Origin of the sequence: Bacillus sp. OxB-1, assembly GCF_000829195.1 — a bacterium.
Taxonomy (GTDB): domain Bacteria; phylum Bacillota; class Bacilli; order Bacillales_A; family Planococcaceae; genus Sporosarcina.
This window is the reverse complement of the sequence record NZ_AP013294.1, coordinates 2,124,284-2,138,087: the sequence shown is the minus strand read 5'-3', so window position 1 is coordinate 2,138,087 and position 13,804 is coordinate 2,124,284. Positions and strand designations below refer to the sequence as shown.

Here is a 13,804-nt window from a genome sequence, read left to right as displayed (position 1 = left end):
CAATTCAGCCACCCCCTAAAATGACCATCAAATCCCGCATGCTGACAATCATCATGTCAAAGAGTTTTTTCATCACCGCCACCATGACATTCATCATGACGAATAGGACGAGGAAACTGACACCGATTTTAATAGGAAACCCGACAACGAAAATATTCAATTGCGGGACAGTCCTAGCGGTGATCCCCAAGGCGAGATCGACGAGGAATAACGTAGCGACAATCGGGATGGCCATCTGGAACGCAATGGCAAACGATGCGGCAAAAGTCTTGACGACATATTCCGCTGTCCGACCATCGCCGAAGGCAGGCCATAATTGGTCGATCGGCAAAAAGCGGTAACTGTAGAAAATCCCGTCCAGCAACATATGATGGCCGTTCAAAGCAAGCAATAATAAAATGGCAAGCGCGTTGAAAAATTGACCGAGGAGCGGAGATTGCGCACCCGTCTGCGGATCAATGACGTTCGCGATGGCAAAACCCATCTGAAAATCAATGAAGCCCCCGGCAATCTGGATAGCAGCCATGATGATGTAAGCAATGATACCGATAAACAAGCCGACCATCGCTTCCTTGATGACCAACAACAAATACGTCCCGTCAATTTCCAATCCCGGCACATCGACCGTGTAGACGAGCGTCCAAGCAAGCAATGCACCGAAGATGATCCGCTGCGTCGTCGGGATGGCACGATACGAAAATAGTGGAAGCGTGACGAAAAATGCGGTGACACGTGTCAAAACAAGCAGATAAGTGGCAATTGAAGGTACTAGTTCATCCATTCAATCACCCGATATACCGTACTAGATTATCAAAGATGTCCGCTGCGAATGTCGTCACATGGGATAACATCCACGGACCGAAAAACACGATGCCGACAAGCACTGCGACGATTTTCGGAACAAAGGCCAACGTCTGCTCCTGGATCTGGGTCGTCGCCTGGAAAATACTGACAGCAAGTCCGGTTACGAGCGCTACGACCAGAAGAGGCCCGGAAGTGAGGAGGATGACCCAAATAGCGCGTTCTGCAATTGCGATGACCAATTCTCCCGACATTTCCGATCTCTCCTATCTCTTAGATACTATCGAACTCTAGCTAAAACCCTTGCAGCAACGATTTGATGATCAAATACCAACCATCGACTAATACGAACAGCAATATTTTAAACGGCAAGGAAATCATGACAGGCGGCAACATCATCATCCCCATCGACATGAGAATACTTGCCACGATCATATCAATGACAAGGAACGGAATGAAAATCATGAAGCCCATTTGGAACGCCGTTTTTAGTTCACTTAATGCGAACGCCGGAACAAGCATAGTTAATGGAATATCTTCCAAGCTCTCCGGCCGTTCCGCCTCGTTATAACGTAAAAATAATTCCAAGTCCTTCTGACGTGTATGCTGGCTCATGAATTGCTTGAAAGGAAGGCTGGCGTTTTCATACGCCTCTTCCAGCGTGATTTCTTCAGCGAATAATGGCGACAAAGCCGTTTCATTCACTTCTTGGAATGTCGGCGCCATGATGAAAAACGTCAAGAACAGGGCCAACCCGACCAGTACTTGGTTCGGCGGCATCTGCTGGGTCGCGAGTGCGGTCCGGACGAAGGATAGGACAATGACAATCCGAGCAAAAGATGTCATCAGGATCAGGATGGCAGGTGCCAGAGAAAGGACTGTCAACAGAAGCATCAATTTGATGGATGTAGAAACGTTCGTCGGATCACTGTCCGAAAAGAACTGTACGAAATTATACATCTGGAGGACGCTCCTTTTCTGTCAACCGGCGAATCTGCCGTTTCCTTTCTTCTTTCATTTCATCCAATCTTGCTTTGAACTGGTCACTGAAATCGGCTTCGACCACAGATCCTTGTTCTGGTTCAGCCGGCTTCTTACCAGCCACTTTGTCCAATATGTTTTGGAGAATGCCTGAAGCGGCATCGTTCGTCCCAGCCTCGTAAAATGCAATCAGGTGCTCGATCTCATCGGGATCGGTGATTTCTTTGAGCAAGCGGATATCCTCTCCGACGCCGATTAGGTAATAGGATTCTCCGACTACGACGAGCTGGATCGATTTCTGCTGTCCCAGGGAAATGCCTCCAAGATTTTTCATCAATCTCGTTTTATCGTACATCCGGTTTTTCCGATTCATGAATTTTAACAGGGCGAACAGTAAGCCAACAACAAGTAACAGGGCAAAAAAGGTTTTTATGTATTCCCACGCAGATAAACGGACAGCTGCCCCGTCTTCCGTACGGTCGGCAGCTGGCTCTTCATTATTCATATCCACTTGTTGCTCTTCCCCGGAGTCTGGATCAAAATAATCTGAAACGGTCGTATTCGGATCCGTTTCAGCATGAATGAGAACGGCGGGGAAAGAAGCCATCAAAGTGGCGACTAGGAAAATGGCGAACCCTAATTTTCGAACTAACATCGATTTCATACACCCATTAACCTAATGCTTTTTGAATGGCTTCGACAACCCGATCCGCTTGGAAAGGCTTGACGATGAAATCTTTCGCCCCCGCTTGGATGGCATCGATGACCATCGCTTGTTGCCCCATCGCGGAACACATGATGATCGTTGCTGATGGGTCTTTCTCTTTGATCGCTTTCAATGCGGCAATGCCGTCCATCTCAGGCATCGTAATATCCATCGTCACTAGATCAGGCTTCAGATCCATATATTTTTCCACTGCCTGCGCTCCGTCAGCCGCTTCCCCGACTACTTCGAAATTGTTTTTCGTCAAGATATCTTTGATCATCATTCTCATGAAAGCTGCATCATCCACAATTAAAATGCGTTTACTCATTCTCGTTTCCCCCCGCTATTTATCGTAAGTTATTCAAACGTTCCGCTTGACTTAAAATATCCGTAATCCGCACGCCGAAGTTTTCGTCGATGACAACGACTTCCCCTCTGGCAATATGGCGATTGTTCACTAGAATATCCACCGGTTCACCGGCCAGTTTATCGAGCTCAATGATCGAACCGCTCGACATTTCCAAAATATCTTTGACCGAGCGCTTCGTCCGTCCCAGTTCTACTGTCACTTGCAAAGGGATATCCAGCAACATGTTCAAGTTATTGGACTCTCCTTGGCTCAAGGAAGGACTGTCAAAACTGGCAAACTGGGCCTGTTGTACATGGACTGGCGGCTGTTGGCGCATCGGCGGCGCTTGCGCGAACGACGGATCGTATGCCGGCTGTTGTGGCGGTGCTTGTCCAGATCCAGGTGCTGATGGGAAAGGCTCCTGATTAGGAGGCGGTGCCTGTTGTTGTGGTGCCGTTGGTGGAGCAGGCGGTGCTGGCGGCGGTGCCATTTCGGCAACCGCAGCCGTTTCCTCCTCGGCTTCCCCGCCTACGAGCGAGGCGACCAAACTCTTTCCGAATGGCAACGGAAGGAGTTGCATAATGTTCGAGTCGATCAAGTCACCCACTTTTAAGGTGAAGGAGACTTTGATCAACAAATCTTCCTGTGGGATATTTTCAGTCCCTTTTTCCAATTGAATGTCCATTAAATCAATGGACGGAGGCGAAATATCGACTTTCTTATTGAACACGGTCGACATCGACGTCGCCGCAGAACCCATCATCTGGTTCATCGCTTCCTGGACGGCACTCAAGTGGATTTCACCGAGAGATTCATCCGGATTCAGGCCATCTCCGCCAAGCATGAGGTCTGCAATAATCGCGGCGTCACTTTGTTTGATAACAAGCAGATTGACTCCGCTCAGTCCAGCTGTATATTCGACTTTGATCGCGACGTACGGATGGATGAATTCATCATCCAAATTATCGCGCGCTACGACACTGATGGTCGGTGTCGTGATGTCCACTTTTTGTCCAAGCAATGCGGACAAAGCAGTGGCGGAGCTGCCGAAGGAGATATTCCCTATTTCCCCTAAAGCATCCTGCTCCATCTCATCCAAATAATCGGATGTTTCGATACGATCAGGGGACGGGGCAGCATCCGCTTCACTTTGTATCGGCTCTCCACGCAACAGCGCTTCGATTTCTTCCTGTGAAAGGATATTATCACTCATCATCTTCGTCCCCTCCAGTCATGGTCTCAATAATTTGAATCGCCATCCGGTTTTTGAAATGTCCCGGCTGGGCTTTGAATTTCGGCAGATCGCCGACTTTTACGATGAGCGGTTCATCAATTTTCCGGTCAAGTGATATGACATCACCGGCTTGGAGATAAAGGAATTCTTCAATCGTCATTTGGCCTCTCCCCAATTCCGCGACGACCGGCAACGGAGCCCGTTTCAAACGGTATTGCAGTTTTTCGCTCTGTTCCTGTGTCGGTTCTTTAATATTGGATTGCATCCAGTAGCGGACGGACAGATTCGGCACAATCGGTTCCAAGACGACATGCGGAATACAAATATTGATCATCCCGCTAGATTCTCCGATAACGATATTGAATGAAATGACAACGACGGTTTCGTTCGGTGAAATCATTTGCAAGAATTGCGGATTCATTTCCATGTCAGCGAGGAATGGATCCATATCAATGATGCTTGACCAGGCTTCCCGGTAATTATCAAATGATCGTTCAAACAGGTTCGTCATAATCTTCGTCTCGATCTCGGTCAGATTTTCCCCTTTTCCGGGACTCTCGCCGACGCCGCCCATCAGGCGTTCCAACATCGAATACGCGATATTCGGGTTCACTTCCATTAGGATATTGCCGTCAAGCGGCGGAACCTCGAAGATATTGATCAACGTCATATTCGGGATGGAGCGAATGAACTCTTCGAATGGGATCTGATCGGCGGAAGCGACAGTAATCTGAATATACGTCCGCAGTTGGGCCGAAAAGTATGTCGTCAGCAAGCGGGCAAAATTTTCATGGATCCGCGTCAAGCTGCGGATCTGGTCTTTCGAAAACCGGAGGGCGCGTTTGAAATCATACACCTTGACCTTCCGGGTCTCTTCTTCTTTCTTCATCTCTTCTGCTGACATTTCCCCTGTAGACAACGCGGACAACAGCGCGTCAATCTCATTTTGGGATAAAATATCCCCGGACATATGGCCACCTCCCGGTTGTAGTGTCAGGGCACAACGTTATTGAATGATATACGAAGTGATATACACTTTTTGCACTTCGCCTTCCTGCATAAGCGGATTCAGCTGGGATTTCAACGCATCTTCAAAGGTCCGTTTCCCTGCTTTTCCTTCCAAATCTTGCGAAGTCATCTCGGACAGTTCCTGGATGACGAGGTTCTTCACTTGGAATTCACGTTTCGTCAATTCTTCCGCAGCTTTTTTATTGTCCGTCTGGATTTTCAACGAAATGCGGATGAATTGCCGGCCTCCCAGATTGGTTGTGATCTCGGGAACATCGACGGAAGCTTCGATAATTTCATCGATGGTCGGCTCTTTTTTAATTCCGTCGTCTTTCAATTGCATGACGAGAATGAGAGCCACCACACCGATCAACGTTATACAAACTAGAATGATAAGAGATATGGTCAACACTTTATTCTTCATCTTGGTCACCTCGGATATGCGGATTCGACAACAGCTGGACCGCTCTATAAAATTCGATGATCCGGCTGTTGACGTCTGCAGCCGTATCGAGGACGACGTATTTGGCCCCCGTCGTCAGGGTGATGGTCGTATCCGGAAACGTCTCGACCTTTTCTATGTACAATGCGTTCAATGTGAACGTCGTGCCGTTGAGGCGTGTCACTTGAATCATATGTAAGGGGCCGGGCACAAGAGCCGGCCCGACCCTCCTTTTTGGGTGGTACTTGTATGGTATAGGGATGGAACTTCTATCACCAGATTTCCGCTTCAGGCGGACGCTTTCCGCGGGCGTGGCTTGAGCCTCCTCGTCGCTAACGCTCCTGCGGGGTCTCAAGGCTCACGCTTTTCCCGCAGGAGTCGCCGCCTTCCGCTCCAATCCTAGTTTCCTATTAAGCTCACGTGAGTAGTGCTTGCACATGCTACCGGAACTCTCCAGGGTGCCTGGCTACAGACACCATTTGCGGTCTGTGCGAATTGTGGCTGTACCTGGCATCCCGGGTACGGAATCCTATCACGGGCTGCCAGGTTCTCTCACAATTCAAAAACCGCAAATTGTGTGAGAACCTGGCACCCTAGGAGAACGTTAAATCAACGTTTCAAGTTTACTAGTTCCTGCAGGATTTCATCCGAAGTTGTGATAATACGAGTGTTCGCTTGGAAACCACGTTGTGCGACGATCATTTCGGTGAATTCTTCAGCTAGGTCGACGTTGGACATTTCTAGGGAACCAGATTTGATGGCGCCGTGTCCATCTTCTCCTAGCGGGTCACCAATTAATGGCTCGCCTGAGTTAGCTGATACTCTATATAAGTTGCCGCCAACTTTCTCAAGTCCTCCAGGGTTGTTAAACTTGACCAATGAAATAATTTGAGGGTCTTCATTTAACTCGCCTGCCGCTACATAGTTAACTGCACCATTTTGTCCGACAGATAAATTAGTAGCGTTTAGTGGTACAATAATCATTTCACCCTCTGTGTCAAGTAAGAATCTACCATCTCCATCAACTATAATTGCCTGCGAGTCATCATCAGGATCCTCTACCAAATAAAAGTTCCCAGCTCTAGTGAATAGTGCGTCATCCTCATCCTCGCCGTCTTGAACTCTAAAGTAACCGTCCCCTTCAATAGCAAGGTCCAATGTATTTCCTGTAAATTGTGTAGAACCGGCAGTATGGATTGTATCAATTGATGCCAATTGCGCTCCCAATCCGACTTGTTTAGGGTTTACTCCGCCTCTATTTTCCGTGCCTGCAGAGGCACCCGCTACAGTTTGCGAATATAGATCTTTAAAAATTGTTCTACCCTTTTTAAACCCATAAGTATTAACATTCGCAATATTGTTCCCGATGACATCTAATTTTGTTTGGAAGTTTTTCAAACCTGAGATTCCTGAGTACATTGAGCGTAGCATGTTTGTTTTTCCCCTCTCGGATTATAAAATGTATAGCCTCAATCAGTCGGCCATACGATGGCATCCTCATTCGGAGGTCCTGCCATTTTGATTAACTGAGCACAATTGTGCCGTCGATGTTGGTGAATAGTTGGTCTTTCGCTTCCATGCGATCCATCGCTGTGATGACGGTAGAGTTTTTGGCACTGACGATGAGTGCGGCTTGGTCCATCAAGACGAGCGATTCTTTGATTCCCTTCCGTTTTGCCTCGTTGACCTTGTCTGTGATGTGCGCCCATTCGGCATCCGTGATGTGGATGTTCCGTTCATTCAAACGTTCGGTTGCATGCTTGCTGATTTTCAATTCAGCCGGCTGCACCGCTTCGTTCAAATGTTCGAGGAACGATTGCTTCGGGCTTTGGACTGGTTGCATCGGTTTTCCGTGGCGGATGAGCGGTTGCGATGGAATGCGATGGATGTTCAATTTATCCATACGATCACTCCTGTTTCCTTATTGGCTGATGGATGTAAAGCTGTTCTCGTCAATACGTGTCCCGTCTTCCAGGATATATTGAAGTTTTCCTTCCTTATTGGATACGGAAGTGACGGTCCCTGTCATTTCTTCGTTTCCATCCATATACCCGACTTTTTTGCCGATGAGCATGCTCGCTTCCACTAAACTGTTCGATGAGCCGCCCGAGGAGCTGGATAGGATTTCGGAAATATTGCCAGGTGTCAACTCCTTGCCGTCCTGCATTGTGAAGATTGGCGAGCCGTTGACGAATTTTATAGATGCAATGGTTCCATTGCCTTCATTGATGACCGGTTTGCCATCTTCGCCTGTCTCTTCTGTAATTTCATGCCATTTAACACCTTTGCCAACAAATTGGCTATATTGGATCAACTGTGATTGGTTTTGCGCTTCTGCAAATTTCTCGAAAGCTTTCGTTAGGTTCATAGTTTGTTCCAGCGCAGAGAACTGTGCCATTTGCGCGATAAACTCATTATCTTTCATGGGATTGGTAGGATCCTGGTTTTGCAATTGGGCGATGAGCAGTTTCATGAAGTCATCTTTCCCGAGCGTCCCTTGGCCCGTTTGTCTTTCATCCCGCTTTTTATTGATTAAATACATCTCACTTGTAATCGGTGATTGTCCATCGATTGTTGCCATTTCTATACCTCCAGTTCAATCATGAATTCCTGGAATGACATCTCATCTTCGCCGGATTGCTGTTGTTGCTCCTCCGACTGTTGCTGCTCTCGTTTGAACTGTCCGTTGAACGCGTTCTGGTCACGTTCCCCCCGGTTGGATTCCTGGATTGTCTGTGATATATCAAGTCGATCCAATTGGATATTCTGCTGGGCGAATGCTTGTCGTAATTGGGCTTGCTGACTATCGAGCATCTCTTTTCCTAGCGCAGTTGATGCTAGAATCCGTGCAGTCATGATGCCGTTCGTTTCCAACAATTCAATCCGGACCTGTCCCAGATGCTCCGGATACAGCTTAATAAGTAGGCGATTCGTCCCGCCGACCTGGCCGAAGTTCGCTCTTTTCATGATCGCCTGCATTTCTCGGAGCAAAGTCTCGCTGCGATTGGTACCGCTATTCGTCAGCTCGGTGATCTTGAACTCTCCTTTTGCGGCCAATGGTGCATGGCCATTGCTGATTGCTGACTGGGCTGATTCTTTTCTCACATCCGATTGTCCGGCATTCGAGTCTTCATTCCCACTGTCCGTCATCGGTTGGTTCGTTGTCGTTGTGGGATTAAATCGGAATCCCTGTCTGCCATCGACTAATTGTACCATGCTATTCTTATTAGTTGTATTCGAATTTAGAACATTTTCGAAACGTTCGCCGGCCAAATTCAGATAATTTTCAAGTGAAAATAGTTGTTGTTCCTGCTTTAGGATTAAATCCGTTTTTGGAGCAAGTAATGTGACGGCTTTCAGCATAGCCAGCAGTTCGACTGCCTGCTGTTTCGGAATTTCTCCTTTTCCACTAAGTGCGTCGGATAATTGCTCAAAGAACTGTGGCGCCACTTTGTCGACAATGTTGATCATTTGCCATAAATCCCCGGTCTCTGAACTCAATTTTTCGAGCTCCGTCTCACTGATATTCGCCTTTTTTAATAAAGCTTGCAGGTTCTCGACGAATTGTTCGGATTGAATGCCAATTGCTTCTGCGATATCGCTCAAGCTGCTGTGCTGGATGAAAGGGATTAATTCTTCAGCAGTCATCAATGGCTTCTGATTCGTTTCCGATTCTGCAACCGGTACATCGATTGTCATTTCTGGATTAAGTATTATCGGATCGATATTCTTCTGCGTTTCAGCACTGATGACTTGTGGAAGTACCGTTTCTCCATCTTTATTCCCGCCATACCCCACAACTGCCTGCAAAGCCTGTCCCAACGCCTCTACTGATGTGGCATTGAAGATTGCTAAGACTGCTTCATCCGGAATCTGATTTCCAGATTGAGTAGGAACGGGGGGTACGGCCACCGGAGTATTTGCTGCCAAGCTGCCGAATACGGAACCGAATGAATTTGCGGTGCCACTTGCGGCTGTACCGACTGACTTTCCAACTTGCGGGGTATTGCCTACATTCATACTTGCCATCGTTTGGATTACGCTTATGTTCACCTTTTCACCACCTTTCGACATATATTATACCACTTTTATCCATCACTCTTCCATTGTGGAGTCCGTCATCATGGATGTATATTTTGCAGCATCCGCCGGCTCCATCTTTTCTAATATCGGTGCAAGTGTATCAGGTTTCAAGCTAGTTAGAATGCGAATTGCTTCCGCATCGCTCATTTTTGTTATGACCGGCGCTGCCGCTTTGGCGGACATCTTCTCAAAGGTTGAAACGACTTCTTTGAAACTGCGTTTTGTGTCGTCTTTCTCACGTACCAAAGCCGCAATTTCATCTAACAGCTTTTCCTGCTCCGCTACTAATTGTTCTTTTTCCGTGTTGGATTTATCGAGATCTTCTTGCAAGCTGAAGAGCTGTGCTTCCTTCTCCTGGATTTCCGCTTGGAGAGAGACGACGCGGTCTTCCAGCAACTGGTCACCGTCTGCCGCCTCTTCATCCTCCGCATCCTTACTGATCAAGGGGATTTGCGCAGACCACTCTTTTGCCTTGTCGAAGACGTTGACATCCGCGAATTTTGCGATGATCAGGACTACCGCTGCCGCAAATAGGAGAGGTATGATAAACCACAGTAACAGGACTTGGAAGATCCCCGTTTTCTTCTCCGGGCTGCCTCCGGATAATCCAGTTGTCTCTTTCTTTCTTTTCGCCACGTTACCACCCGTTTTCCTTTTTGCAGTACTTCAGCGTCGATAATTCATCGAGCTGCATCGCTTCCAAATGCTCCATCTCGGCGCGATAATGTTCCCGATCCTTTTCCTTCATTTTCTCGAACTTCCGGACTTCGAGCGTCTTCTCGAGAAGTTTCTCTTCATACCAATTCATCTTGACTCGAGCTTGGACGACTTCCTGCTGCATCGAAGCGATCTTATTTTCCATGCTTTCGATGAAACGGGCATAATGATGCATCTTGTCGATGGAGAAGCCGGTCATCATTTTTTCCTGCTGCTCCTCGACGACGTTCTCTTTCTTTTTCAGCAGTTCATATAACTTTGTCGCCACTTGCTCGAACTGCCGGACCGATTCTTTATAGGCACTTTCCGTCTCGTTCTTTTGCTGTTCCCGGTAGGTTAGTACCTTTTCAAAACGGTACTGATACGGTCTCACGGTTTACCGCCTCCCGATGCAAGTGCAATCAGTTCTTCAATGCTTTCTTCCATTGAAATATTATCTTTATAGCTCTGTTTCAGAAAGCCGGTGATGAGCGGCTCATAGTCGATCGCTTGGTCAATCTCTTTGGAAGTGCCTCGCTTGTAGGCGCCGATGTTGATCAAGTCTTCCGATTTATTATACGTATAGTAGAGTTCCCTCAATTTTTCCGCGGACTGGACATGCTCGTGACTGGCGATATGGTTCATGAGCCGGCTGACACTTTTCAGGACATTGATGGCCGGGTATTGCCCTTTATTCGCCAATGTCCGGTCCAGCACGATATGGCCGTCCAAGATCCCACGCACCGCATCCGCGATCGGCTCATTCATATCATCGCCGTCGACGAGCACGGTATAGAACGCTGTAATGGCTCCCTGTTCATTTGTCCCGGTCCTCTCCAGCAGTTTTGGCAGTATGGAGAAAACGGATGGCGTATAGCCGCGTGTTGCGGGCGGTTCCCCGACAGCCAATCCGATTTCCCGCTGGGCCATGGCAACCCGGGTGACGGAGTCCATCATCAGCATGACGTTCATGCCTTTATCGCGAAAATATTCGGCGATGGCTGTTGCGGTGAAGGCGCCTTTGATACGCATGAGCGCCGGTTGGTCGGATGTCGCCGCCACGACAATCGTCCGCTTCATCCCCTCCGGACCTAAGTCGCGGTCAATGAATTCCCGGACCTCCCGACCCCGCTCCCCAATTAGAGCGATGACGTTCAGGTCAGCGGTCGTGTTGCGCGCGATCATGCCAAGCAGCGTACTTTTTCCGACCCCCGAGCCGGCGAAAATTCCGACCCTCTGGCCGTTTCCGACAGTCAGCATCGCATCGATCGCTTTCACGCCGACTGCCAGCTTGTCATTGATCGGCGGCCGGGTCAAAGCGTTTGGCGGATCGTGCTCGGTGCGTACGGATGTCAACCCCTTCGGCAAGGGGTGGCCGTCGATCGGCCTGCCCATCGAGTCCAAAACTTGCCCGACGAGGTTCATACCCACTTTCACTTCAAGCGGCTTTCCGGAACCTTCCACAAGACAACCGCTTGAGATGTCACGAATGTCCGTGTATGGCATCAAAATGACAATCTCTTCCCTGAAACCGACCACTTCCGCTAAAATGACGGCATCTTTGGCTCCTGCACGGTTCAAGTGGATCCGGCATACATCGCCGATCGAGCTTTCCGGGCCTTGCGATTCGATCATCAGCCCGACGACACGGATGACCCGCCCAAACTTTTTGAAAGTTTTCACCTTCGGAATGAACTCGGTTAACTGTTCCGCCTTTTTCATCGTCAATCACCACTTTCCATGATTTCGACGAGTTTCTCCCTTAATTCATTCAGCTGTTCATCAACACTGACGACAATTCTTCCTCGATTCGTCTCGATAATGCACTCCGTCGCTTCGAAATCATCATTCGCGAAAATGAGAAACGGGATATCAGGAGGGAAGATCGAAGCCAATTCCGCACGATTGTCCGATACAAGCCCATAATAATCGAGCGAAACATAAAGCTTCACTTCTTTCGATTCCCTCGCTTCTTTCAGTGCCCTTCTGACGATATCCAAGTACGTATCCTCATTTTCTTCTATCATTTTCCCGATGATCCGTTCTGCGGAGCGGATGGCTAGGTCTAAGATGACCCGCTCTTGGCTGTTGAGATATTTATTGGCATTTTTATAAGATAGTTCGGTCGTTTCATTGGCCAATTCCACGGAAGATGCCATGTCGGCTAGCGCTTTTTCCCTACCTTCCGTGAAACCGGCTTGAAACCCTTCTTCATAGGCCTGTTGTTCAAGCGCTCGCTTTTCCTCTACCCATGCAGCCTGCATAGCCGCGATGTCGTCAGTGGCGGTTTGTCTCATTCTCTCGATAGCGGCCTTCTCTTGGGCTATGGAATGATTCGCAGTTTCCAGCAGCCTGTCGCGTTCCGCCAAGACGGCATCGAGTGACAAAGTCTCCTCGTTCCCTATCTCTTGCGGCAGTTCGAAACTGCGGATGCCGATTTTTCTCGTCCGGCCTTCTACCGAAACGGTACGATGGGAGCGATACACTTTAGACAATGATGTCATCTCCTCCACCACGTGCAATGATGATTTCACCCGAATCTTCCAGTCTTCTGATCACGCCGACAATACGGGATTGCGCCTCTTCCACATCGCGAAGCCGGACTGGTCCCATGATTTCCATTTCCTCTTGGAAAGATTCCGCCATCCGGGAAGACATATTCCGGAAGAGGACTTCCTTCACTTCCTCGCTGGAAACTTTCAATGAGAGGATCAAATCTTCATTTTCACAATCACGGATAATGCGCTGGATCGAACGATTATCAAGCGTAACGATGTCTTCGAATACGAACATCCGCTTGCGGATCTCTTCCGCGAGTTCTGGGTCTTGGATTTCCAATGCGTCGAGGATCGTTTTCTCCGTCGTCCTGTCGACACCATTCAACACTTGGACAACCGCATCGACTCCGCCGGTTTCCGTAAAGTCCTGTGTCACGGTCGAAGATAGTTTCCGTTCCAGCACCGCCTCGATTTCGCTGATCACTTCCGGTGATGTCGAATCCATTGTCGCAATCCGTTTGGCGATGTCCGCTTGGACTTCCTGCGGCAAGGAGGACAGGATCATCCCGGCCTGTTCCGCTTCCAAATAGGAAAGGATCAACGCGATTGTCTGTGGATGCTCGTTCTGGATAAAGTTCAGAATCTGTCCAGGGTCCGCCCTGCGAGCGAAGTCGAACGGCCGTACTTGCAAGGACGAAGTGAGGCGATTGATGATCGCTTGTGCATGGTCTTTGCCGAGCGCCTTTTCCAATACGGTCTTCGCGTAGCCGATCCCGCCTTGGGAAATATAATCCTGCGCCAAGGCGATGTTGTGGAATTCTTCGATGATCTCTTCCTTCACGGATGACTCCACTTTTTTGACGCTGGAAATCTCGAGCGTCAACCGTTCGATCTCGTCTTCATTCAAATGCTTATAGACTGCCGCTGAAACTTCCGGGCCGAGGGAAATGAGCAGGAGTGCCGCTTTTTGTTTCCCTGTCATCCCTTTTTCTCTCTTAACCACTCT

Annotated in this window: 18 protein-coding genes; all 18 read right to left on the bottom strand. The window is 48.6% G+C overall.

Annotation, left to right across the window (positions count from 1 at the left end; genetic code table 11):
- Positions 1–4 precede the first annotated feature (4 nt).
- The 18 genes from fliR to fliG all read right to left on the bottom strand — a co-directional run bounded on the left by fliR (position 5) and on the right by fliG (position 13,801).
- The gene (gene fliR, locus OXB_RS10465) at positions 5–781 is read right to left on the bottom strand and encodes a flagellar biosynthetic protein FliR (RefSeq protein ID WP_041074088.1); all 777 of its coding nucleotides are present in this window, start codon (positions 779–781) and stop codon (positions 5–7) included.
- Positions 782–785: 4 nt separating this feature from the next.
- The gene (gene fliQ / locus OXB_RS10460) at positions 786–1,055 is read right to left on the bottom strand and encodes a flagellar biosynthesis protein FliQ (RefSeq protein WP_041074086.1); all 270 of its coding nucleotides are present in this window, start codon (positions 1,053–1,055) and stop codon (positions 786–788) included.
- 40 nt (positions 1,056–1,095) lie between these two features.
- Positions 1,096–1,761, bottom strand: coding sequence for a flagellar type III secretion system pore protein FliP (gene fliP / locus OXB_RS10455; RefSeq protein ID WP_041074084.1), 666 nt, complete (start codon positions 1,759–1,761; stop codon positions 1,096–1,098).
- Positions 1,754–2,446, bottom strand: coding sequence for a flagellar biosynthetic protein FliO (locus OXB_RS10450; protein WP_084212443.1), 693 nt, complete (start codon positions 2,444–2,446; stop codon positions 1,754–1,756). Before OXB_RS10450 ends, fliP begins: the two co-directional genes overlap by 8 nt.
- Positions 2,447–2,453: 7 nt before the next feature.
- Positions 2,454–2,816 (bottom strand): response regulator, encoded by a 363-nt coding sequence (locus OXB_RS10445; RefSeq protein WP_041074083.1) that lies wholly within the window; start codon positions 2,814–2,816, stop codon positions 2,454–2,456.
- Between the two features lie 19 nt (positions 2,817–2,835).
- Entirely contained in the window at positions 2,836–4,050 is a 1,215-nt protein-coding gene (fliY, locus tag OXB_RS10440) for a flagellar motor switch phosphatase FliY (protein ID WP_052484189.1), read from the bottom strand.
- Complete coding sequence (gene fliM, locus OXB_RS10435; RefSeq protein ID WP_041074078.1) at positions 4,043–5,041, bottom strand: flagellar motor switch protein FliM; 999 nt, start codon at positions 5,039–5,041, stop codon at positions 4,043–4,045. Before fliM ends, fliY begins: the two co-directional genes overlap by 8 nt.
- 36 nt (positions 5,042–5,077) lie before the next feature.
- Positions 5,078–5,503, bottom strand: a complete 426-nt coding sequence (gene fliL, locus OXB_RS10430; RefSeq protein ID WP_041074076.1) for a flagellar basal body-associated protein FliL — start codon at positions 5,501–5,503, stop codon at positions 5,078–5,080.
- Positions 5,493–5,714, bottom strand: a complete 222-nt coding sequence (locus OXB_RS10425) for a flagellar FlbD family protein (protein ID WP_041074074.1) — start codon at positions 5,712–5,714, stop codon at positions 5,493–5,495. The genes fliL and OXB_RS10425 overlap by 11 nt, the downstream gene beginning before the upstream one ends.
- Before the next feature lie 416 nt (positions 5,715–6,130).
- A complete protein-coding gene (gene flgG / locus OXB_RS10420) occupies positions 6,131–6,952 on the bottom strand; it encodes a flagellar basal body rod protein FlgG (RefSeq protein ID WP_041074072.1) in 822 nt (273 codons plus the stop codon).
- A 91-nt stretch (positions 6,953–7,043) separates the two neighbouring features.
- Positions 7,044–7,424 carry a TIGR02530 family flagellar biosynthesis protein gene (locus OXB_RS10415; RefSeq protein WP_041074070.1) on the bottom strand — a complete coding sequence of 127 codons (381 nt, stop codon included), beginning with the start codon at positions 7,422–7,424 and terminating at the stop codon, positions 7,044–7,046.
- A gap of 18 nt (positions 7,425–7,442) precedes the next feature.
- Positions 7,443–8,102, bottom strand: a complete 660-nt coding sequence (flgD, locus tag OXB_RS10410) for a flagellar hook assembly protein FlgD (protein WP_041074068.1) — start codon at positions 8,100–8,102, stop codon at positions 7,443–7,445.
- A gap of 2 nt (positions 8,103–8,104) precedes the next feature.
- Positions 8,105–9,595 (bottom strand): flagellar hook-length control protein FliK, encoded by a 1,491-nt coding sequence (locus tag OXB_RS10405; protein ID WP_041074066.1) that lies wholly within the window; start codon positions 9,593–9,595, stop codon positions 8,105–8,107.
- A 21-nt stretch (positions 9,596–9,616) separates the two neighbouring features.
- Positions 9,617–10,240 (bottom strand): MotE family protein, encoded by a 624-nt coding sequence (locus tag OXB_RS10400; RefSeq protein WP_041074063.1) that lies wholly within the window; start codon positions 10,238–10,240, stop codon positions 9,617–9,619.
- Between the two features lies 1 nt (position 10,241).
- Positions 10,242–10,694, bottom strand: a complete 453-nt coding sequence (fliJ, locus tag OXB_RS10395; RefSeq protein ID WP_041074061.1) for a flagellar export protein FliJ — start codon at positions 10,692–10,694, stop codon at positions 10,242–10,244.
- A complete protein-coding gene (fliI, locus tag OXB_RS10390; RefSeq protein ID WP_041074059.1) occupies positions 10,691–12,022 on the bottom strand; it encodes a flagellar protein export ATPase FliI in 1,332 nt (443 codons plus the stop codon). Before fliI ends, fliJ begins: the two co-directional genes overlap by 4 nt.
- A 2-nt stretch (positions 12,023–12,024) precedes the next feature.
- On the bottom strand, positions 12,025–12,804 hold the full coding sequence (gene fliH, locus OXB_RS10385; RefSeq protein WP_144399683.1) for a flagellar assembly protein FliH: 780 nt from the start codon (positions 12,802–12,804) through the stop codon (positions 12,025–12,027).
- Positions 12,788–13,801: a flagellar motor switch protein FliG gene (fliG, locus tag OXB_RS10380; RefSeq protein ID WP_041074055.1), complete on the bottom strand. Its 1,014-nt coding sequence runs from the start codon at positions 13,799–13,801 to the stop codon at positions 12,788–12,790. Before fliG ends, fliH begins: the two co-directional genes overlap by 17 nt.
- Between the last annotated feature and the right edge of the window lie 3 nt (positions 13,802–13,804).